Raw genomic sequence first — 22,051 nt, forward strand, 5'->3', positions numbered from 1 at the left:
GAAATCGGGGAAATTATTAGTGATAAAGTAATTGAATCGGAGGTATGGGTATAATGAAAAAGAAGTTTTTAAGTATAACTTTTATGGTAGGTCTATTAGTTGCTTTATTGGCAGCTTGTGGTACAGGAGCTAATGAAGGGGCAGAGCAGGGTACAACTAACGGTAACGGTGAACAAGCAGAGTCAGGTAAGAAGCTTGTCATGGGTACATCTGCTGATTATCCACCATTTGAATATATTGATACAAAGCAAGGTGGAGACATTATCGGATTTGATATCGACTTAGTTAATTATATTGCGAAAGAATTAGGCTATGAGATTGAAATTAAGGATATTGCTTTTGACGGCTTAATTGGTGCTTTACAAGCGGACCGTGTTGATTTTGTTGCATCTAGTATGTCAGCAACTGAAGAACGTGCTAAGAATGTTGATTTTTCAGTAACGTATTATACTTCTGGGGAAATGATCATTGTTAGAAAAGGTGACGGTCTTGAGAAGGTTGAAGATTTAGTAGGCAAAAAGGTAGCTGTTCAATTAGGATCTATCCAAGAAGGAACGGCAGAAAGCTTAAAAGAAGAATTAGGAGATCTAGAGGTTGTAAAATTGAACAAGGTTCCTGAGCTTATTCAAGAATTAAAGTCGAACCGTATCGATGGAGTCATTTTAGACCAAACGGTTGCAGAAGGTTATGTAAACCAGTTTGATGATCTAACAGGTATTCAACTAGCGGTAGACGCAGCAGGTACAGCTATTGCTTTCCCTAAGGGTAGTGAATTAGTGGAGGAGTTCAATGGAGTCATTGAAAAAATGAAAGAGAATGGAGAACTCGATAAGCTTGTTCAAAAATGGCTAGCTGGAGAAGGGCAATAATAAGAGTATATAGAAATGAGGTGTGGGCATGAATTTGGACTTTCCCCAAATCGTGCCTTCTATTCCGTTTATATTATATGGAATATGGGTAACGATCAAATTTGTTATTGTTTCGGCAATACTTGGTTTCTTCTTAGGAACAATTTTAGCACTATTTAAAATTGGTAAATTTAAGGTGCTTAGATGGATCGCAGATGCTTATACATCTGTATTTAGAGGTACGCCACTTATTTTGCAATTAATGATTATTTACTTTGCTGTACCACAGTTAACGGGATATAATATCTCAGCTTTCCTTGCAGGGATTCTAGCGTTTGGATTAAATTCCGGTGCTTATATTTCTGAAATTATTCGGGCGGGAATTCAAGCGGTAGATAAAGGACAAGTTGAAGCGGCAAAGGCATTAGGTGTTCCTTATCGTGCGATGATGATTGATATCATCATGCCACAGGCAATGAAGAATATTTTACCTGCACTTATGAATGAATTTATTACCTTAACAAAAGAATCTGCACTAATCTCTACAATTGGAACTCTTGATATTATGAGAAGAGCTCAAATTGTAGGTGCTGATACGTATCTATATTTTGAACCGTTTTTAGTGGCGGGTCTTATTTATTATCTAATGGTAGTTGGCTTAACACTCCTTGGAAAAGTAGTAGAAAGGAGATTGAAGCGCAGTGATTAAGGTAGAAAACTTATCAAAGTCATACGGAAAACTTGAGGTCCTAAAGGGGATTTCGACAACCATAGAAAAAGGTGAGGTTGTTACGATCATAGGTCCTTCTGGTTCAGGGAAATCAACGTTTCTCCGTTGTTTAAACTTATTAGAAGAACCAAGCGCAGGACAGATCTGGATTGGAGAAGATGAGATTACCAATCCAAAAACGAATATCATGAAAATCCGTCAAAAAATAGGAATGGTCTTTCAACATTTTTATTTATTTCCACACATGACGGTACTTGAAAATCTAACTTATGCTCCAATGAAGATTAAAGAAATCTCAAAGAGTGAAGCAGAGGCAAAAGCGATACAGTTACTAGAAAAAGTCGGTTTAAAAGAAAAAGCAAATGACTATCCAAACCGTCTATCTGGTGGACAAAAGCAGCGTGTCGCCATCGCTCGCGCATTGGCAATGGAGCCGGAAGCGATGCTCTTTGATGAACCAACCTCGGCACTAGACCCAGAAATGGTCAAAGAGGTGTTGAGCGTTATGAAGTCATTGGCAGGAACAGGGATGACCATGGCCATCGTTACACATGAGATGGGATTTGCTCGCGAAGTAGCGGACAGAGTCATGTTCTTAGATGAAGGAAGACTTCTAGAAGAAGCAGATCCAGCAACATTCTTCTCTGCACCTAAAACCCAGCGTGCTAAGGAGTTCTTAGAGAAAATATTATAATAGTTGAAGTCCGGAGATATAAGTCTCCGGGCTTTTTTTGTGTGATTCGACAAAATTCGGGTGGTGCCTGTCACCGGTCGAAGTGCGACCGGTGACAAGAAGGGGTTGGGAAAATACTATAGAAATAGTAGTTATTAAACCTATTTTTTATCGTCTATTTTCCCAATACAAGCATCTTCAAAATAATGGTAATATGTAATTGGCTAGCCACCTATTATAATACGGGAGGGTACAATGATAACTAAACTACTAAAATTGTCTGTAGCTTCTATTATCCTATCAACTTTGGTTTTTAATCCGTTTACCATTGAAGCAAAAAAGGAATTGTCATTTGATGATAAACTAGAGGTCTTCCATCACGAGTATGGATTATCACAAGATTTTGAGAAAGCATTAAAAAAGCTAACTAATAAATATCCTGAAATTAGTATTATCTCTTACGATGAGAACATTATTCAAACTGATACTATGCAGCAAGAACCTGACAAAGGCGATTATGGTACTAATTCTGTAAGCGTTGGTAATTTGAAGTGGAATGACGCGATTCTTTATGATAATGACTCTCAAAAATATAACTATACTGGTGGTTGGACCTGGTCTAGTATGAGTTCTAGCACACCATACGATATGGTTGGTGTTTTTCCAAGTGATACTTCTTTAATGACACTTTCACCGGGGACTAATTTAACATTAAGAGGTTATAATTATTCGGGAACAAGGACAGCTCTATGGACAACTAGTGGAACTACTAGTGGAGGTGTACAACTAGCCACAACCTTGAACTCAAAAGGTGTAGCTTTTTGGATTGACGATAAGGAAGTTAAAAATGGGACCATCTCTGTACATTTAGGTAAAACCACAAGGGATCCTAATGCTCGCATTCAATTGCAATATAATCATTCTTATACCAGTAAGAATGTTACGGGTATAGGTGGTTCTGTTTCAGTAAAAGATGGAGGCGGTGGGTTCAATGTAACGTGGGAAACACAGACAGTAGGTCAAGGTCCCTTCTACTCTCCAGGAGCTTATATTGGAGATACCACTTATTAATAATTACTTCAAAGTATATTAGATCACTAGTACAATAGTATCAATAGAGTAATAATAGGTGTCTCACTTATTATTACTTTATTTTATGATAAGAGATAGGAGATAAACATTATGAGAAAATCATTCTTCATTCTTCTTGCACTCTCAGTTCTAATGATGTCAGGCTGTCAATACGATGACTCTAAATATCAAGCTACTAAACAAAATATCCAATACCATTACTTTGAGGCAATTGATAGTCATGCTGTCTTCCTTCAAGAGTTACAATTCGTTCCATCAGATCAACTCCTCCCTTTTGTTCAAGGATACACAATGCGGAATAAGCATAACGACCTATATGCAGATGTGGAGGTCATTGCATATGAACAACTTAACCAAAAGTTATCTCCTGAGATGATTACTACTATACAAGAAGTGAATAATACGTTGGATCGCTTAATCTCTTCCCTCTATAGCTACCTATCTCAAGAAGGCAATGACATATCAAAAACTACAATATCTGATTTTACAAATTTAGGTGTACAAATAGCGCATAGTGATCAATCCAACCTAACTTTATACAATCTATTAGTTTATCCAGAACATATACAAAAAAATTATGCTGATTCAGACATCAGCTTGTTTTTACTAGAGTTAAAAGAACTCTTAAGAAAGATGCATGACAATTTAATCATTTAAAAAATCATCTTTTTTTAAAAGGTGGTTTCTTTTTTTGTAACGGTGTTATAATTCTTTAAAATAAGTGGTACATACTAGTATACTGTTCATAATATTGGAATTAATTAGATTGAGGGATACTCATGTCCAAAACTCTAGAAATCTTACATTCTGAGATTATAGCTGAAGAAAAAAAGGCTACCCCATTCTGTTAGCTGGGGCTATTGTGTTTTTTGTATTCACCTTTTTACCTTTTGCTTTACCAATGGAAGTGGTGTATTTGATTTGGATTTTTGGTTTAGGGGCCATTTTTCCATTGGGAATATTACTAAGTAAACTACTGGGTGATAATATTTTGTCGTCTAAAAATTCACTAGCTAATTTAGGTGGAATTGTGGCAGCTCCACAGGCTTTTATTATCCCCGTCTTTATTATTGTGTTTCAACATATACCTGAATATCTACCATATACGATTGGACTCCTTGGAGGGTAACATTTTCTGCCTTATATGTGGATATACAGAATTCAAAGCTTATTTATTTGTAACTTTAGCAACTTGTTTATCGTCCTTTATAGTAGGTGGCTGGTTTGTCAATCAGACATATACGCTTGTGCCGATTGCCATTTTGCTTACTTATGTAGTATAAGCGGAATCTTTGCCATGTCGTTTAGAAAAGAAAAGGAAAGCATAGCCTTTCAGGTGAAATCTATCATTGGGCATATGTATTGGTGTTTTTATCAGCAGTCATTATGTCCATCCTTCACTGGGAAGAGAGTGCCTACCTTTTCTATATCGCCATTATCTCGTATGCACTCTGCCTGTTTGGGTATGTAGCGGGGAAAAGGAAAAGGAGAAACTGGCTCGCTGATCATATTGGTGGAATGCTTGGATCCTATATCGGGATTGTGACGGCGACGATTGTGGTGAACAGCCCGAATATACCAATCATCAACGAGATGCCTGTACTCATTTTCTGGTTTTTGCCGACCATTATTGGCACACCTCTTATTATAAAAGTAGGGTATCGTTATAAGCCGAGAAAAAGGAAGGACATTTCAATAACATGACACAGATTACATTTTTAGCTTCATCTAAAAAATTTGTTATACCAGATGAGATAGAAGAATACAATAATCGTACTATATTTGAACGAGAAGAGGATGCAATCTATTTTAGTGTTGAAGAGAATGACTATTGGAAAAAAGAAGTGAACGGGTTATTTTCAATGCCTTATATCTATGAAGCACATGGTGTAGGCAATAAACTATTTCTCTTATACCTTGAAAAGTATATGGAGGTCGGGGATGTAGTTGAAATATACTATGTACCAAGCCAAAATCATTTTCATGAATACAGAAGAAGAATGGAAGAAGCCCCTTCCCCAATTGAAGTAAACACAGGGAGCTATACTTATAAAGACACCTATGGTACCTATCAACTGAATCCTAAAAAATGGGTAGAAGAACTGAGTCATCGTAATTATGTGACTGAATTTGGTATTACTACTTTTGTGAAGTATTAATCGTTAGGGGGAAGTAATGAAACCATTCATTTTAATTTGTTCAGTGATATTGATTTTAATGGCTGGATGCAATCCAAAACCACAGTTTGATATAAGTGAGATTCTGAATCAATCCGAGGAAAAGTTAAATAAATTCGAGGATATCGAAACAACAGCATCTGCATTTAATGGTAAAGAAGATATAAAGTTTAGAATCATGGTTGAAGGAACTCCTAGTGAAGAAGAAGCGATTGTTTTGTTTAACAAAATACTTGATAGTTTAAAAGAATTCTCCAATCATGAAAACTTTTGGAGCTATTATAATGGTTATTTTGACATAAAGAATTACGATGAAGGTGTAATCTATGAAGCGACAAAAATGAAAACAGAAAAAATAAAAGTAATGTCAAAGTAAACATGGAATGAAGAAATACATTTAAATTTTAAGGAGAGTTCTTATGAAGAAAATGAATATCACTATAGTCTTCTTCTTTTCAATACTTTTAATAAGCTGTAATAACCATAGTCCAGAGCTTTCCGAAGAAGAAGCAAAACAACTAGTATTAGAGCATCATTCAAAGTCAATTGGTACAGTTGAAATAGTATCTATTAAAGCTGAATCTGATGGCTACCGCGTAGTATGGAAGAATGTTGAGAACTGTGAAAGAGGGACAGATATCGTAAATCAAAAAGGGGAAGTAGAAATGGTTGTAAGTGAGATCTGTTAGATTTTAATTATAGGAATAGGAAACCTCTTCTACAAGAGGCTTCCTCCCAACTTGCTTTATTTTTGAACAGAAGTTATAGCGATCTTATTTTCCCTCACAATACTTCCTCTCGTTAAGGAAAAGACGGCACACAGTAAGGAAATGATGACAATACCGCCACCAAACCAGGCTGTATGAGTAACCGTAACGGAATGACTAATCACGATACCACCAAAGGCTGATCCAAGGGCAATCCCAACTTGTAAGGCTGAATTATTAAAGCTTTGCTGGATATCAGATGTGGCAGGATCCGTTTGAATCAAGTAGCTTTGTTGAGGAGGTGCTAAACTCCAACTTAATGCTGCCCACAACATCATCATGGGTATAAATAAGATTAATGAAAACGTCGAGAATGGTAAGAAGAACAGGACAATGGCAAATGCACTGATCACGACGATGATACTTTTATGTGCTCCGATTGAATCCGAAAGAACGCCTCCGAATGCCCCACCACCTACTGCAGCAATTCCAAATAATAGATAACACAAGCTAATCCAGTTGGAACTCATTTGAAGCTCCATTTCTAGGAACGGGGTGAAATAGGCATATAGCGTATAGTGACCTGCTAGCATGAACATGGTGGCTAGATGGGCACTCCCAAGTTTCGCACTACCCACTGCTTTTAATTGTTGTGAAAGAGGAATTGACTGTTCCCCTGGTACTTTCTCCAAGAAAATGGATATCAGAATAAATGACCCGATCGCAAGCACGGCTATTCCGAGAAATATGAAACGCCACCCGAAAGTATCAGAAATTAGAATGCCCAGAGGCACCCCCAATACGAGGGAAGAGCTTATGCCCATATAGATAAGTCCCAATGCTTTGGCTCGGTGGGCTGGAGCCACAATTTTAGCAGCGATTGTTAAGGACAGAACCACAATCAGTGCTGTACTCATCGCAGTTAAAATCCTAGCGAACATCATAAATGCATAGCTGAAGCTGAAATATGTCATGATGTTCCCAATAAAGAAAACAAACAAGGAAATCAGATATACTTTCTTACGCTCTATTTTGCTGGTCATGACAAGGAGAACAGGCCCGGCAACAGCATACACGATTGCAAACACAGAAATGAGTTGTCCCGCACTACTTAGAGAGATATTTAAGTCGTTTGCAATTGTAGGAAGTATGCCCCCCACTATTAATTCGACCAATCCAACGGCAACCGTTGATAAGGCGAGTATAAATACTTTAAGATTCATCTTTTATTAAACATCCTTTCTTACTAGGAAAAGTTTCAGAAAAATAACAAAAATCCTGATTACAGAAAACGAATCGAGTTCATTTTTCTGTAATCAGGATTTTATGGTTCCTGGTAGAGACCCTCTAGCCATATTCTAGAGGTTATACAGGTCGTATGAAGTTACTTTCAAGAGTTTACTAGATATCATCTTATTAATCAAGAGTTAGTTTAATTCTGAATGCTTGGTTTATATTGACAATTTTTGGCACGAGACTTATCGTTAAGGTAAGCAACAGAAACATGAACCTAGGGGGAACCTATTTGGAAATCTGGTATTGGCTCTTTATTGCCTTTCTTTTAACCTATGAACCTATCTACGGGTATGTTGATTATCAAAAGTTTAAAGTAAGGGTCCGTCAAAACCCTGATGAAAGGGTTCGCTACTATAAAAAAGTGATGATTGGACTATGGGCACCGACTATTTTAATTCTAAGTTTGGTACTATTCGGCACCTTAACATTTGAGGATATAGGGCTAAACTGGGTTCAGTTGAATACAGAGACGTTAGGACCATGGCTGACCTATATCATCATCGGGTTTGGAGTTCTTTATATACTTGCCCTTCTGTATTACATAATCGCATCAAAAGTAAGTGTAAAGATAAAGAATCAATTGAAGACGGCCAAGCAGACGCAATTAGATAAAGTCCAGTTTATTGATATTTTGCCTGTTTCGACTGCAGATAAAAAAGTATGGACCTATGTTTCATGGACCGCGGGTATCACAGAAGAAATCATCTATCGTGGATTTCTCATTTTTGCCTTGATGGAATTGTTTCCATCTTTATCGGTGTGGGTTGTACTAGTCGTATCATCATTATTATTCGGGCTTGCCCATACGTATCAAGGATTTTCCAACGTGGTCAGAACTGGAATCGTTGGTTTGTTCTTTGCCCTACTATACATTTCGTTCGATTCTCTTCTTCCTGTGATATTTTTGCATTTCTTAATTGATTATGTGGGGAAGTTGGGAGATGAGGAGGAATAGGTTTGGAAACCTTTTGTGTTGCTGATCGTATAGTTTATTACCACGATTAATCAAGTTATACAAAATTGGGCATTGATCTACGGGGATTAGTGCCCGTTTGTATGTAACGATGAGTTGATTTTTAGAGGAACAATCATTGATATGATAAAGTGGAAAATAGTTTTCGTGGAATTCAGACTAGAATTAGTGAAATCATGTGAAATATCGTGGAATAATCTATTTTTCTGTTGAAATATAAGCAAAAAAGCTGAAATACTCTTTATTTTCGTGGAATGATAGCGTCCGACAGAAAAAGTCGAACGCAAATATACCTTGTTGATAGATTTATCAATAATGTTCAGGAGAAAGTAGAGTTAAATGGTCCAAAGATGAGTTAAACTAACGGATTTCAACTTAATAACCTACCAAATCTAACTTTCGTGATACCTACTGGCCATTTGTTCAAACACGTAATTCTCCATTTAAAACTCCATTGTTAGTATTATAGCAAAAAAGCATTCTCCCCTAAATGAAAGAAGAGGTTACAAATGAAAATACTATTCGCAATTATCTTCCTACAGTTGTTTACTTATCCACTATTCTTTATAGATTTCTTCACATTGTTCTCCTTCCAAACGGTCATGTTAATTTGGGGGTTATTAGTTGCTCTAGGATTTTACTTTGGGTTCAGAGGAGTTATTAAATACAAGGAAGAGATTAAGATGTTTATGTTATCAACGTTGACGTTTATTACTAGTGTCTGCTTATTGTTCTTTATGTATTTGGTTACTCTGGCTTCGATGTAAGTAGTTTCTGATGCTTTTAAATAGAATAGTTATAGAACAATTCTGAAGGAGGGGGTTTAAATTGACAATAGTAGAGAGTTTGATTCTTCCGATTGGCATTCCAATTCTAGTCTGCGTAATCCTTCATTTGTTCTTGTCAAAAAGGTATAAAGATGTAGATAAAGTGGATAAAGGATTTGTATTTAATTACCACAGACTCTCTTACAGAAGGAAGTTTTTACGAACGCTAACCATTTCACCAGTTTCAATCATTGCACTAGTTATTATCTATTTATATTCAGGGTGGAATTTATTAGTGTATGTCACTTTCCTTGCATTGACCTTAATCGTTATGTGCATGCAATTATTGTACAATTATAGAAAGTGGAAGAATAAAGAAGAACGTAACGAAATAGACTTTTAGATTTTTAATTGTAGAGGTGACAAATGAAAAAGCTTCTATCTATATTCATCATTTTATTCATCTCAATCGGATGCACTTCAACAGATGAGAGAGACGATATTTTTAAATGGAAAGGTACTTATGTTGGGGATAACAGCTCAGTTGCCGGTATACTAAATTCACTACAAAACAAGGATAATCTTAATGGGTTTGAACTGCAGACCAAGGAAGAACCTTATGGCATCATCCTTCATTATGACGATCTATCTATTAAAGAAGATATACTTTATAATGCTACATTTATCTTTGCTCTTATACATAATGCTGATTGGATTACTTTTACTAACGGGATGCAAAGAACTACTATTACGAGAAGTGAGCTGCATGACTGGTATGGAACGAATTTGAATAGTAAAGAAAGTACAGAAGATTTAGTAGAGATGATTAATAGATTCTCAAAAGATAGTAGGAAGATAGACGAGTTAATAGAGACTGAAAATATTGAATGAAAGAGGAGGTGTACACATGAAATCCTTCTATCTAGGAATCTGTCTTTCTATTTTATGAATTATTGGGTCTTTATTAATTTTGGGGTCTCATAAGGCCTACTTGATTACAGGGGCTATAGGGGTTATCTTTTTAGGGATATCCATGATTTATTCGGGTTCATTGGTAAGTGGTAATCAAATGAGGGCAAACTTTGCTACGGAATCAGTAGAAGACCGGGAAAGTAGAAAGAAAATAATGTTCCGTACTGCCATCATTGGCTTACCTAATTTTATTATTGCTATTATTTTATATATTTATTTGAACTAAAGAAGAATAGAAGAGGTAAAAAATTGATACACCAAATGGGGTTATATGGTGAGTATTTTCAATCCATAAAAGAAGGGAGAAAAAAGGTAGAAGTCCGTTTATATGATGAGAAGCGTAGAAAGATAAAAGTCGGAGATACCATTGAATTTATAAAGGTTCCTGAACAGGATGAAGCGCTGAAGGTTCAAGTAACTGACCTTACTATTTACGCTACATTTCAGGCGATGTATGAGGACATACCGTTTGAAGATTTCGATTGTGAAGGATGGACGATGGAAGAAATGATAGAGGGAACGTATTCCATATATACGCCAGAACAAGAGCAGAAATGGGGAACGGTTGCCATTACCATAAAGTACTGAAGTCAACCCAATTCCTATTATGAAAAAGCATGTATATGTGAATAATATAGTGGTTGTGAAAAAGTACGTAAACTAATGAAAGAAGGCAATTGTAATGGTTATCGGACATATTAAAGAAATGGTTCGCCATCCCGTAAAATCTTTTTCTGGGGAGAGTGTGGAGAAAACAAGAGTATTGGATTATGGTCTATATGGAGACCGCAGCCATGCCTTTTCAGATGAAACAAGACCAGGCAAATTTCTAACGATCACCCAGTTTCCGGAGATGGTTCGTTACCAAGCTAGATTTGTAGGAGAAGAATCATTGGAAGCATATCCTAAGGTCGAAATTGTAACACCGGAAGGCAAGACTCTTGATTGGGGAAGTATAGATTTAGTGAAAGAAATTGAGACCAAATCGGAACGAAAGCTTTCACAAATTATTTTTCCCCCTTCAAATGTGCCTTTAGGAGCGATTGAAGAAGAGCATATTCAAATTGTGACGGATGCATCTGTACAAAAGTTAGAAGAAATGTGGGGAACTACTGACCTTGACTATCGACGTTTCCGCCCTAATCTTCTCCTCTCACTAAATGAAAAAGTACCGTTTATAGAAGAAGAGTGGCTAGGTAGACGAATGAAGATAGGAAACGAAGTAGAGATAGAGCTAATTAGACATTGTGAACGATGTATGATTATTACGGTTAGTCCCGAGAATGCAAAAACGGATATGACATTACTTAGAACAGTGGCCAAAGAACGAGAAAACTGTTTTGGAGTGTATGCCTCGGTCATCAAAACGGGTGAAATCCATGTCGGTGACGAAGTCCATCTTTTATAAGGTGGACTTACTTGCTTTTGAAGAAACTAATAAAGGTGTGATTTTTAATGTATGTAGAACCAATCGTTATATTAAGAGAATTAACTCTTCATGATGTGGAAGATCGTTACCAGTGGTGCTTAGACAAAGAAGTAACGAAACATTTAAATATGCCAGAAAAGTATCCACCCTTCAGTCGTGAAGAAACCAAAACATGGATTGAAATGTGTATAAATAGAACAAATGGTTATCATCAAAAGGCTATTCAAACAATAGACGGAGTCCATATTGGATGGATCGACCTAAAAAATATCGATCATTTGAATAAACATGCTGAACTGGGCATAGCCATTGGTCATAAGGAGTATTGGGGAAAAGGATATGGTATAGCAGCGATGAAAGAAATGCTTACTTATGGGTTTACTGACTTGCAGCTAAACAAGATTTGGCTACGAGTGGAAGTTGATAATACGAGAGCCATTTCATCCTATAAAAGAATGGGTTATGTGGAGGAAGGCATCTTAAGGCAAGACCGATGGAGAGAAGGAGAGTTTGTGGACCGATTGAGGATGAGTATTTTAAAAAAGGAATTTTTAAATATTGAGGTAGTTTAATAGCTTAACTCTTTGAGGAGGAACAGAAATGGAAGCATTAGGTAACATGGGGTGGATGATATTACATTATATTGTCATCATTATGGGGATAGCCTTTATTTTTTATAGTGTTGGTTCTTTTTTTTCAAAGCCACAAAGAGAAGCTCGTCATGATGCTAAACGGATGGAAGATATTGAACAAAAACTAGATAGAATAATAGAGTTGCTTGAGGAGAAGGGGAGATAATAGGTTAGTGTGAGCGGGCATGCTAAAACATGAAATAGCGATCTTGTCATTCCGATGTATTGGAACTTCAAGATCGCTATACTATTTCAATAATATCCACGTTATAATCCTTTCTAGGAAGCGAATGCTTCAATGTTTCTTCCTTCTTTTTTAATTCCCAGCATACTTCGCTATGCCTTCGCCTTTCTGTTTTCCATTGGAATCACCTTTTCTTAAAGTAGTAGAAGTGGATTCCCGTGTATCGCAGTGTGATACATCTCGCCTAACGTTACTTCATTGTTTGCACTCCTTTTATCAAGATTAAGTTGATCTATATGAAGTCCCAGCATACTTCGCTATGCCTTCGCCTTTCCGTTTCCCATCGGAATCACCTTTTCTTAAAGTTGTAGCAGTGGATTCCCGTGTATCGCAGTGTGATACATCTCGCCTAACATTACTTCATTGTTTGCACTCCTTTTATCAAGATTAAGTTGATTTATATGAAGTCCCAGCATGAGTAGCTATGCTTTCGCCTTTCTGTTTTCCATTGGAATCACCTTTTCTTAAAGTAGTAGAAGTGGATTCCCGTGTATCGCAGTGTGATACATCTCGCCTAACGTTACTTCATTGGCTGCACTCCTTTTCATAAAGTAGGTTTTCTGAAGTCCCAGCATACTTCGCTATGCCTTCGCCTTTCTGTTTTCCATTGGAATCACCTTTTCTTAAAGTAGTAGAAGTGGATTCCCGTGTATCGCAGTGTGATACATCTCGCCTAACGTTACTTCATTGTTTGCACTCCTTTTATCAAGATTAAGTTGATTTATATGAAGTCCCAGCATGAGTAGCTATGCTTTCGCCTTTCTGTTTTCCATTGGAATCACCTTTTCTTAAGTAGTAGAAGTGGATTCCCGTGTATCGCAGTGTGATACATCTCGCCTAACGTTACTTCATTGGCTGCACTCCTTTTAGTTGAGGTAGGTAAAAGCTTTTTTAGTGTCCGGCATAATGGCCCTATGCCTTCGCTTTCTATTTACATTGGCTTCACTCCTAAGGATAATAATGATAGTACATCCCCATATACCATTGGTACATTTCCGCATTCATTTCTTCTCGGGTATCTCGCTCCTTCTTCTTTTGGCTTAGATTCTTAAAGAATTGTTTCACTGGCTGCACTCCTTTCTGTTTGGCTTGTCCTAATAGTACTATAGATTTTAGTTTATTGTAAATATTCTAAATATTTAGTTTTAAACGATTTTTGTCGATTTATGGGCTCTTATCTCCTTCATTCTTCATCAGACTCTCTTTTTTAAAATTTTTTATAAATAAAGGATTTAAAGTTTAATATTTAGAAATATATAATGCAATAACTAGTGGATGCAGTAGGGGAGAAATGATAAGTGGCTAAAATTACGTTAACACATGTTTCAAATATCCATAGGGAGAGTTTGAATTCTTTTGAACTTCCAAAAGAGCAGGCACAATTCACGTCCTTGCCAAAGGATTATATTGAAGTGACAGAGGGACAGTATCGAATTGTTATTCTAGATCATGATGAACCAGTCGGTTTCTTTTTATTACATTCGACAGATCGAGTGAAAGACTATGTCAATAATCCGACGGCTATGCTGCTCACATCCTTTTCTATTAATCAATCTAAACAAGGTAAAGGCTATGCAAAGCAAGGGATGCTTCTACTACCAAAGTTTGTATCAACAGAATTTCCAGACTGTAATGAACTCGTTTTAGCTGTTAACTACAAGAACATCGCTGCTCAAAATCTATATTTACAAGTAGGGTTTAGCGATACAGGGAGAAGAAAATTAGGGCCGATAGGTGAACAATATATTATGAGTTTGATGATATAAATAACCTTCAAATAGTTACGATGAAATAATAAAGGGAAATCTAGTAAACAGAGGTCATATATGTTCGATCATATAGATTATTTGCAATTTGGAAATAGCAAGCAGAAGAGCGCTTATAACGCAATAAGGAGTTTAGGAATAATAGATCACTTATCGGAGTACCACCCTATTCTTTGTGGTACGTTACCGATAGAAATTGACATTGATGGTTCTGATTTAGATCTTATTTTTGAAGTCTATCAATTCTCTGGGTTTGAAGAGAAGGTGAAAACTCTTTATGGGGATATGGAAAATTTCATGATAAAGAGGACTTTAATTAGAGAAGTCCCAGTTGTGAAAGCGAATTTTATATTTGAGGGATTTGAGTTTGAATTATTTGGTCAACCGAAGCCTGTAAAAGAACAATATGCCTATCTTCATATGATCATTGAATACTCACTTTTGAAACAGTTTCCTCACTTAAAAGCAGAGGTAATGAATCTTAAAAAGCAAGGATTTAAAACAGAGCCAGCTTTTTGTATGCTTTTGGGTTTAGAGGGCGACCCATACGAGCAACTGCTGGACTATGGAACACAATTGGGAATTATTTAACGGAGAGTAGCCTATCGTAAAAGGGGATCTGCTTTTGAGGAAAACAAGAGTACTAACTTGGACAGGTGAATGGGCACAGTCGAGAAGAAAAAGTAATAATGGAAGTATTTCTAGATGTAATGGTTGATCTTTCCTATTGGAAGTACTTCAATACCAAGAATAGAATATGCCAAACCAATTATAGAATTCAGTGGTTTAGGGGGGAGTCTATGAAATTCATACACATATTTGGACCACAAGCGGTTGGGAAGATGACAGTGGGGCAAGAGCTAGCTAAAATAACAGATTTGAAACTCTTTCATAACCATATGACGATTGATTTGGTGAGCCACTTTTTTGATTACAGTACAAAAGAGGGGAAAAGATTAGTAAATTTGTTGCGACAAGAGATATTTGAAGAGGTCTCAAAGAGTGATATGTATGGTATGATTTTCACTTATGTCTGGATGTTCGATCAAGAGTCAGACTGGAATTATGTAAATCGTCTTTCCCAGCTTTTCGAATCTAGAGGTTGGACAGTTTATTATGTAGAACTAGAGGCCGACTTAGAAGAGAGACTGGAGCGTAATAAAACGCCAAATAGACTCAAACACAAGCCTAAAAAAAGAGATATCGCCTGGTCAGAAAATGACGTAAAAAGCACAATGGAAAAACATCGATTAAATTCCTATGAAGGTGAAATTAAGTACCCAAATTATATAAAGATTAATAATAAAAATTTGAGCGCGGAAGAAGTAGCGAAGGTAGTGAAAGAGAGGTTTAATTTATAGGGCATTTACTAATTACTAAGAACTGGTGAAATGTAGAAACAAGATACAATAATAAATATGTAAAAACAGAGGTGTGATTTTTGGGATCATTTGAAATCCGTATAATCGGTTTAATTATGATGTTAGGGGTTATAGCAATAGGGTACTTCATCAATATACAAGGAAATTATCTATTGTTTATTATTGGATTTATTGGGTTAGCTTTATTAGTTGTTGCAGATAGAATTGAAAAAAAGGAAAAGTCTCGAAACGCAAATAAAAAGAACCTGTAATGCCAGGTATATAATAAATGTAAAAAAGTTAGAGAACTCTGTTAACGGAGTTCTCTAACTTTTTTATTTTCTCTTACTTTACAGAAGAGGCAATCTGATTTAAACTCTCGAGGATTTCTGGTTTACTGCCGCCACAAAAGAAGGCAGTCACCAATTCATAGGATGTCTTCAGATCTATTAGATAACAACGGTGGGTCCCCATATCGTAAACAAAATGGCTTTGCTCATCTCCCTTTAATCCATCCACCACTTTATAATTCTCAAGTCCAAATAATTCACGAGCTCTAATTTGAGCCATCTCAACAAACTCTTCTCTCGTTACTTCTCTAATTGCGACCATTCCTACTTTTTCGTTCATACTAATGCCTCCATTAATTTAAATGATTATAAAACTTATTATAAGCCTCATCTATAAAAAAAGTCGTGTAAAAGGCATTCGACAAAATTCGGGTGGTGACAGGCACCTGTCGATTGCCAGGTGCCTGTCTAAGGATATGAACTTTTGGTTATATCTAGACGTTGTTTGCCATATATCTGAAGAAAAGCTAAGTGGACAAGTGACTGTCGTGATTAGTTTTTTTGTTTGAGTTTTAACTGAGAACATCACAGCTTGCGTGTCGGTGCAGAAGGAGGAGGAAATGGGATGGAAGCAATACAACGTTTGTTAGTAGGGTTGGAGTTGGCTCCGACTTTAGCTAAGTACCTATCTATGATGATTATGATTCTTCTAATTGGAATCATCTGTATAGCAGCAAATTTTTTATCGAAGAAAGTGGTCATACGGCTTATCACTCATTACGTGACGAAAAGTAAGTTTCCGAGAGCGACAATGATACTGAAGAGAAAGGTATTTGATAAGTTATCTCATATTTTACCTGCAATTATCATTTATTATTTTGCGGGAACGTTACCAGACTATCAAGTGATGATCGAAAAGGGAGCCGTTGCTTATATCATTATTGTAGGCTTAATGGTGTTCCACGCCTTGCTAACGACGATTAATGATATTTATCAGACGTATGAGATTTCTAAGATAAAACCAATAAAGGGTTATATACAGGTTATTAACATTATTGTGTTGATTCTAGGAGGCCTCTTGGTCATTTCGAACCTGATGGGAGAGAGTCCTTTCATTCTATTAAGTGGAATTGGTGCTCTTTCGGCGGTGCTGATGTTAGTATTTAAGGATTCCTTGCTAGGACTTGTGGCTGGAATTCAGTTGGCGGCGAATGACATGGTTCGGGTCGGAGATTGGATTGAGATACCTAAGTACGGAGCAGACGGCAATATTATTGATATTTCCTTGAACACCGTCATGGTTCAGAATTTCGATAAGACCATTACGAGCGTGCCGAGCTATGTTCTTATTTCAGATTCCTTCATCAACTGGAGAGGTATGGAAAACTCAGGTGGCAGGCGGATGAAGCGTTCCATCTTAATAGATACAAGCAGTATCTCTTTTTGTTCAGAAATGATGTTAGAGAAGTGCAAGCAGATTCATTATCTAACGGATTATGTAACAGTTAAAGAGAAAGAAATTACTGAGTATAATACTAGATTTAATATGTATGAGGAAAACCGTGTAAATGGAAGAGCTCTTACCAATATAGGTGTATTTCGAACATACATCCACAACTACCTTAAGCAACATTCGGGTATCAACCAGGACATGACCTTATTAGTTAGGCAGCTGCCACCGACTGAACATGGGCTACCTATTGAAATCTATGCATTTACGAAGGAAGTCAAGTGGGTAGTGCATGAATCCATTCAATCCGATATTTTTGATCATCTACTAGCGGTAGCCGGAGAATTCGAGCTAAAAGTATTCCAGAACCCGTCTGGGAATGATTTGAAGAGTTTATTAGGAGAAACACCAAGGAAAACCGTGCGTTATAGAAGTGTTGGCTAGTTCGACAAAATTCGGGTGGTGCCTGTCACCTGTCGATATCGACAGGTGACAGGCACCTATCTCTGATTAACTTGGGGATGGTTTTTAATGGCTGAATAATTTAGTCGGAAGCATGAAATAAGAAAAAGTCAGAGTGCAATCACTCTGACCTTTTCATTCGACAAAATTCGGGTGGTGACAGGCACCTGCTATCCTATGTTATCTAAACAAATCCATCAACAACTCCCAAAACCCTTTTTCTTTCTCAGGCTTTGCTTGCTTTGTTTCGGGTTCTTCCAGTTGGACGCTTGCTGTTTTGATGATGAACTGGACAGAGTGAACCTTTCCGTTTTGTGTGGAAACAAATGAAACGGGTTCGAAGTCCGATTTGTCATATTCTGAAATCAACTGGTTGATTTCTTCTACCATTTGTTCAGGTAGATCTTTTGTTTCTTTGTATAATTCTTCCGTACCGTCATGGAGTTCCGTCATTCCAGCTACTATGCCATCTGTTCCACCTGTTAGTTCCACAATGCCGGAGTGTAGACTCGCATAGGAGGACGATAATGTGTTGATTCCTTTTGTGTAATCCATTAAGCCAGCATGAAATGCTCCGTAGTTGGAGGCCAAGGTAGCGAGACCTTTTTGTAACTCGCTGATGGAGTTCACGTCCATGTCCTCAAGGGATGTTGACACTTCCGATGCAATAGAAGTTAGTGTACCACTCATTACTTTCAGACCCTCACTAGTTTCCAGTAAGGAAGGTGACACCTCGTCAAAAGCTGCCTTCACAGAAGTATACGTGTCTTTAACTGTTTGTGCTGCGTTATAACCGGCAAGAAGTTGGTCAACCACAGCGGCATCTGCACCACTACTTCGTAACGCAGTAATTTGCTCTTCTGTTAGCGTATCAGCAGGAATCGAATCGATCGCCCCAGCCAACGACTCATAGGCACCAACATAGTTATCATGCAGCGTGATTAATCCATCTGCTGTTCCTGTCAAACCAGCTGCCAATTCTGTAAGAGCAGCCGGTAATTCACTCAAACTTGTTACATCCACTTGAGAGGAATCACTAGAAAGGGAGGCGCTAATAGCCTGAAGAGCATCACCTATTTCCTTAGAGCCACCCACAATTGCAGCGGACCCACCTGCCGCCTGACTAATCCCATTATGATATTGAACGGAGCCTTTTCGAAGGTCTGCCGCTCCGTTACTCAATAGTGACATCCCATCTTCTAAGTCCGCAACACCATTATTTAATTCACTAATTGCATCTGACAATGAAGCCATGTCATCGGTCATTCCGTCTATTTCAGACGTATCAATCGGAAGAGTGGAGGGAAGGGCGGCAATTTGAATCCCATCAAATTCGAACTCTAGGGCATCCATCTCGACACTCAAAGTTTCCTCTTCACCGGGCATCACCGTAAACATAATTTGTTTATCCTCACCCGCATTAGCGATGATCCCATTTGTTGCTTCTAAATTTTGATACGTATTCGGCAATAGAAGAGAAATTTGCAATAAATAGTTCTCAAAAAATACTGTGTCACTCTTTTCATTAGCTGAGGTTTCAATGATCATTTCAACATGTCCTGACTTCCCAGCAAGCTCAGAGGACTCTATTTCTTTTCCATCAAACAAATAAGTTACCTTTACATCCCACGGAAGTTCGGTATCTGCATCCATATTACCTTGATAATAAAATTTTCCCTCAGATGCATCAATCTGGACCACATTACCTTCCTGCGTCACTTCAGATAAATCGGTTAAATTTTTAACGCTACGATAATTACCATAATCCAAAATCCTACCTGCACGAGACACGTCAATGGTATTCACGACATAAATCTCATTGAGGTCTCCATTTGCCGTTAAGGTTGCATAGACTACTTCATCCTTAGATGTGAATGTTCCATCTTTACCTTCTGCGACGACCAATGCTGGTGGAGTTAAAAAGGAGGGTAACAAAATCGTACAAGCCAGTGCGACAGGGAGTAGTTGTTTTTTTCTCATCATCACTTCTCCTCGTAAAAATTTGCTTTAAGTGTAGTCTTTTTAATCACCCTATCAAATACCAGAAGCATGGCCGGCAAGAATACCACTACCATGATAAAAGCGAGTAACGCTCCGCGACCTAATAGTAAACCGATCGCCGATACAATCGGGTTTGAAGACGTAATCCATAGAATAAATCCAACGCTCGATAAAATCGCAGCCGATATAGAGATAGAGAACGTTTTTTCATCTAATGTTTTCACAATCGCTTCATAAGCAGGCATTTCTCTTCGGTGGTGCTGATAAGCTTCCGTCAATAAAATCGCATAATCAACGGTAGCTGCCAGCTGAACCGTACTGATAATTAAATATCCAACGAATACTAAAGGCGTTTCTGTAAAATAAGGAATCGATAAATTAATCCAAACAGCAGATTGAATCGTGATCAGTAATACAAGCGGTATGGAAATGGATCTAAAGGTCACGATTAGGACAATCGCAATGGCTATAACGGTAAACAGGTTCACCACAATATTATCTTTTGACACCGTCGTTTTAATATCATACAACGTCACACTTTCTCCTAAGCTAAGCGCATCGACACCATAATAGGAGGAGGCTGTTTCCTGTATAGATTGGACAATTGAAAAAGGTATGGCACCCTCCGTACCTTGGTTCGTATTGATGACAATACGGCTATAATTTTCAGAGTAAAACTCACTCGTAATCGATTCATCCAAATATTCAGGTGGAATCACAGGACCCACCATATTCACATAGGAAATGACACTCGTAACATAATCCAGCTTTTCTAAATCCTGAACAAGCTCTGTTTCCTTGACAACATCGCCTTTAGGAACTAAAAGAACAATCGGTGTCATTAAACCAAATGCTTCTTCAACCATAATTGCATCGCTACCTGCACGTGATGTTTCAGGTAGTTTCCCTAAACCATACGTAAAGGCAGTATTACTTTGTGCCAAAAAGGCTGGAACAAGTATGGCTAGCACAATAAGCAAGCTAGGAAATCGTAGTTTCAGCATAAATTTTCCAATCCCAGCATAGCTAGGTACAAAGTTTTTATGCTCTGTTTTGTCCATCCATTTATAAAACCATAATGTCAAAGCTGGTAAAAAGATCATTACACTGATAAAACTCAGTACAATTCCTTTTACTAAATTCACACCTAAGTCAGATCCAATCTTAAACTCCATGAACGTTAGGGCGATGAAACCAAAGAAGGTGGTAGCCGCACTTGCTGTAATCGCTGGAAACGATTTTTTCATGGCAAGCTGCATCGCTTCTTCTGGACTATTCGTTATTTTCCGGTACTCATGAAAACTATGTAGCAGAAACACGGCATAGTCGAGGGAAACGGCCAACTGTAAAATCGGGGCAACCGATTGAGTCACGAAGGAAACTTCTCCAATAAAGATATTTGTTCCTAAGTTAATCAACACCGAAACTCCAATGGCAGTTAAGAACAGGATAGGCTCTACCCATGAAGTAGTCGAAATCACTAATATAAAAATAATGATTGGAACTAGCAAAATGGAGGCATATAACGATTCATTTCCAGCCATTTTCTGTGAAGTAGCAGTGTTAATAGCTTCACCGGCAATTGCCCCGTCTTCACCAATCATTTCATATATAGCATCTGTAATTCTGACCTCATCACCAGCGCGAACACTGATCGAAAAAAGGGCATTTCCATTTTTATAGTAGGTTTCTACCGTCTCAGCGTCAGCGATCTCTAATGGCGTCTTCAAATCAATGACATCATCGAGCCAAAGGACATCAAACACACCGTCAATCGCAGAGATTCTTTCTTTGTAGCTAAGTGCTTCCTGTACTGAAACGTCCATCACCAATACTCGCGTATCAGGTACAGTTGCCGTAAACTCATTCTCCATTATTTCTAATGCGCGAGTGGACTGTGCATCGTCTGGCAAGTAGTCGACCATATTGTAATTAACCGACACAAAAAATTGAGCCACTGCAGAAACCAAAGCAATTAAAGCGAAAACAACGACAACGGCTTTTTTATGTGCAAGAATTCGAGCGGAGATATTAATTTTCTTCACCTCTCTTGAGACTTTCAAAATTTCACTTTATCATTATATAAACACCGTGTTGGATATACAACAAACAGTTATCTACTATGCGTTTAGTTCACAACAGATTGAGACAATGTGTTGGATAACTCAAATAATTTTTGAA

General features: G+C 37.5%; 27 protein-coding genes, 1 pseudogene and 1 riboswitch. Of the genes and pseudogenes, 24 read left to right on the forward strand and 4 right to left on the reverse strand.

The features are described from left to right. Positions 1-53 precede the first annotated feature (53 nt). The 10 genes and pseudogenes from LT143_RS12890 (at position 54) to LT143_RS12935 (ending at position 6,209) form a co-directional block, all read left to right on the forward strand. Positions 54-869: a basic amino acid ABC transporter substrate-binding protein gene (locus tag LT143_RS12890; protein ID WP_246943575.1), complete on the forward strand. Its 816-nt coding sequence runs from the start codon at positions 54-56 to the stop codon at positions 867-869. A 28-nt stretch (positions 870-897) separates the two neighbouring features. Further along, a complete protein-coding gene (locus LT143_RS12895; protein ID WP_246943576.1) occupies positions 898-1,557 on the forward strand; it encodes an amino acid ABC transporter permease in 660 nt (219 codons plus the stop codon). Then, entirely contained in the window at positions 1,550-2,272 is a 723-nt protein-coding gene (locus LT143_RS12900) for an amino acid ABC transporter ATP-binding protein (protein ID WP_246943578.1), read from the forward strand. Before LT143_RS12895 ends, LT143_RS12900 begins: the two co-directional genes overlap by 8 nt. 234 nt (positions 2,273-2,506) lie before the next feature. Then, the gene (locus LT143_RS12905) at positions 2,507-3,322 is read left to right on the forward strand and encodes a hypothetical protein (RefSeq protein ID WP_246943580.1); all 816 of its coding nucleotides are present in this window, start codon (positions 2,507-2,509) and stop codon (positions 3,320-3,322) included. A gap of 111 nt (positions 3,323-3,433) precedes the next feature. After that, on the forward strand, positions 3,434-4,000 hold the full coding sequence (locus LT143_RS12910; protein ID WP_246943582.1) for a hypothetical protein: 567 nt from the start codon (positions 3,434-3,436) through the stop codon (positions 3,998-4,000). A gap of 205 nt (positions 4,001-4,205) precedes the next feature. Further along, positions 4,206-4,472 (forward strand): DUF7010 family protein, encoded by a 267-nt coding sequence (locus LT143_RS12915; protein WP_246943583.1) that lies wholly within the window; start codon positions 4,206-4,208, stop codon positions 4,470-4,472. Positions 4,473-4,640: 168 nt separating this feature from the next. Beyond that, positions 4,641-5,047: pseudogene (locus LT143_RS12920) on the forward strand (DUF2306 domain-containing protein). Further along, on the forward strand, positions 5,044-5,502 hold the full coding sequence (locus LT143_RS12925; protein ID WP_246943585.1) for a hypothetical protein: 459 nt from the start codon (positions 5,044-5,046) through the stop codon (positions 5,500-5,502). The pseudogene LT143_RS12920 and the gene LT143_RS12925 overlap by 4 nt, the downstream one beginning before the upstream one ends. 16 nt (positions 5,503-5,518) lie before the next feature. Beyond that, on the forward strand, positions 5,519-5,896 hold the full coding sequence (locus tag LT143_RS12930; RefSeq protein WP_246943588.1) for an IolE/MocC family protein: 378 nt from the start codon (positions 5,519-5,521) through the stop codon (positions 5,894-5,896). Positions 5,897-5,939: 43 nt separating this feature from the next. Then, entirely contained in the window at positions 5,940-6,209 is a 270-nt protein-coding gene (locus LT143_RS12935; RefSeq protein WP_246943590.1) for a hypothetical protein, read from the forward strand. Positions 6,210-6,265: 56 nt separating this feature from the next. Here the strand turns inward: LT143_RS12935 and LT143_RS12940 are convergent, their stop codons facing one another. Next, on the reverse strand, positions 6,266-7,450 hold the full coding sequence (locus LT143_RS12940; RefSeq protein WP_246943592.1) for an MFS transporter: 1,185 nt from the start codon (positions 7,448-7,450) through the stop codon (positions 6,266-6,268). Between the two features lie 70 nt (positions 7,451-7,520). Further along, a riboswitch (purine riboswitch) is annotated at positions 7,521-7,620 on the reverse strand. 132 nt (positions 7,621-7,752) lie between these two features. On the opposite strand from LT143_RS12940, the gene LT143_RS12945 reads away from it, so the two are divergent. The 13 genes from LT143_RS12945 (at position 7,753) to LT143_RS13005 (ending at position 15,939) form a co-directional block, all read left to right on the forward strand. Beyond that, a complete protein-coding gene (locus LT143_RS12945; protein WP_246943593.1) occupies positions 7,753-8,478 on the forward strand; it encodes a CPBP family intramembrane glutamic endopeptidase in 726 nt (241 codons plus the stop codon). A gap of 527 nt (positions 8,479-9,005) precedes the next feature. Next, entirely contained in the window at positions 9,006-9,263 is a 258-nt protein-coding gene (locus tag LT143_RS12950) for a hypothetical protein (RefSeq protein ID WP_246943594.1), read from the forward strand. Between the two features lie 61 nt (positions 9,264-9,324). Continuing rightward, positions 9,325-9,666: an ATPase gene (locus LT143_RS12955; RefSeq protein WP_246943595.1), complete on the forward strand. Its 342-nt coding sequence runs from the start codon at positions 9,325-9,327 to the stop codon at positions 9,664-9,666. Between the two features lie 23 nt (positions 9,667-9,689). Beyond that, positions 9,690-10,154, forward strand: coding sequence for a DUF4825 domain-containing protein (locus LT143_RS12960; protein WP_246943596.1), 465 nt, complete (start codon positions 9,690-9,692; stop codon positions 10,152-10,154). A gap of 100 nt (positions 10,155-10,254) precedes the next feature. After that, on the forward strand, positions 10,255-10,461 hold the full coding sequence (locus LT143_RS12965; protein WP_272495797.1) for a DUF5316 family protein: 207 nt from the start codon (positions 10,255-10,257) through the stop codon (positions 10,459-10,461). A gap of 23 nt (positions 10,462-10,484) precedes the next feature. Continuing rightward, positions 10,485-10,823, forward strand: a complete 339-nt coding sequence (locus tag LT143_RS12970; protein WP_246943598.1) for an ASCH domain-containing protein — start codon at positions 10,485-10,487, stop codon at positions 10,821-10,823. 94 nt (positions 10,824-10,917) lie between these two features. Beyond that, on the forward strand, positions 10,918-11,643 hold the full coding sequence (locus tag LT143_RS12975) for an MOSC domain-containing protein (protein WP_246943600.1): 726 nt from the start codon (positions 10,918-10,920) through the stop codon (positions 11,641-11,643). A 47-nt stretch (positions 11,644-11,690) separates the two neighbouring features. Then, positions 11,691-12,236: a GNAT family N-acetyltransferase gene (locus tag LT143_RS12980; protein ID WP_246943602.1), complete on the forward strand. Its 546-nt coding sequence runs from the start codon at positions 11,691-11,693 to the stop codon at positions 12,234-12,236. 28 nt (positions 12,237-12,264) lie between these two features. Continuing rightward, complete coding sequence (locus LT143_RS12985; RefSeq protein WP_246943603.1) at positions 12,265-12,462, forward strand: DUF4083 family protein; 198 nt, start codon at positions 12,265-12,267, stop codon at positions 12,460-12,462. A 1,376-nt stretch (positions 12,463-13,838) separates the two neighbouring features. Continuing rightward, positions 13,839-14,306 carry a GNAT family N-acetyltransferase gene (locus LT143_RS12990; RefSeq protein WP_246943605.1) on the forward strand — a complete coding sequence of 156 codons (468 nt, stop codon included), beginning with the start codon at positions 13,839-13,841 and terminating at the stop codon, positions 14,304-14,306. Positions 14,307-14,366: 60 nt separating this feature from the next. Continuing rightward, complete coding sequence (locus LT143_RS12995; protein WP_246943606.1) at positions 14,367-14,897, forward strand: DUF4269 domain-containing protein; 531 nt, start codon at positions 14,367-14,369, stop codon at positions 14,895-14,897. A 209-nt stretch (positions 14,898-15,106) separates the two neighbouring features. Then, on the forward strand, positions 15,107-15,667 hold the full coding sequence (locus LT143_RS13000) for an AAA family ATPase (RefSeq protein WP_246943608.1): 561 nt from the start codon (positions 15,107-15,109) through the stop codon (positions 15,665-15,667). Between the two features lie 80 nt (positions 15,668-15,747). Beyond that, a complete protein-coding gene (locus tag LT143_RS13005) occupies positions 15,748-15,939 on the forward strand; it encodes a hypothetical protein (protein WP_246943610.1) in 192 nt (63 codons plus the stop codon). Between the two features lie 73 nt (positions 15,940-16,012). Here LT143_RS13005 and LT143_RS13010 read toward each other — a convergent pair whose 3' ends face one another. Continuing rightward, positions 16,013-16,297, reverse strand: a complete 285-nt coding sequence (locus LT143_RS13010) for a hypothetical protein (RefSeq protein ID WP_246943612.1) — start codon at positions 16,295-16,297, stop codon at positions 16,013-16,015. A 285-nt stretch (positions 16,298-16,582) separates the two neighbouring features. On the opposite strand from LT143_RS13010, the gene LT143_RS13015 reads away from it, so the two are divergent. Beyond that, a complete protein-coding gene (locus LT143_RS13015) occupies positions 16,583-17,851 on the forward strand; it encodes a mechanosensitive ion channel family protein (protein WP_246943614.1) in 1,269 nt (422 codons plus the stop codon). Positions 17,852-18,049: 198 nt separating this feature from the next. Here the strand turns inward: LT143_RS13015 and LT143_RS13020 are convergent, their stop codons facing one another. Together LT143_RS13020 and LT143_RS13025 are read right to left on the reverse strand one after the other, a co-directional pair. Continuing rightward, positions 18,050-19,849, reverse strand: a complete 1,800-nt coding sequence (locus tag LT143_RS13020) for a YhgE/Pip domain-containing protein (protein ID WP_246943616.1) — start codon at positions 19,847-19,849, stop codon at positions 18,050-18,052. Positions 19,850-19,851: 2 nt separating this feature from the next. Then, positions 19,852-21,795 carry an efflux RND transporter permease subunit gene (locus LT143_RS13025; RefSeq protein ID WP_246943769.1) on the reverse strand — a complete coding sequence of 648 codons (1,944 nt, stop codon included), beginning with the start codon at positions 21,793-21,795 and terminating at the stop codon, positions 19,852-19,854. Positions 21,796-22,051 lie beyond the last annotated feature (256 nt).

It is taken from the genome of Bacillus pinisoli (assembly GCF_023036475.1).
Classification (GTDB): domain Bacteria; phylum Bacillota; class Bacilli; order Bacillales; family SA4; genus Bacillus_BS; species Bacillus_BS pinisoli.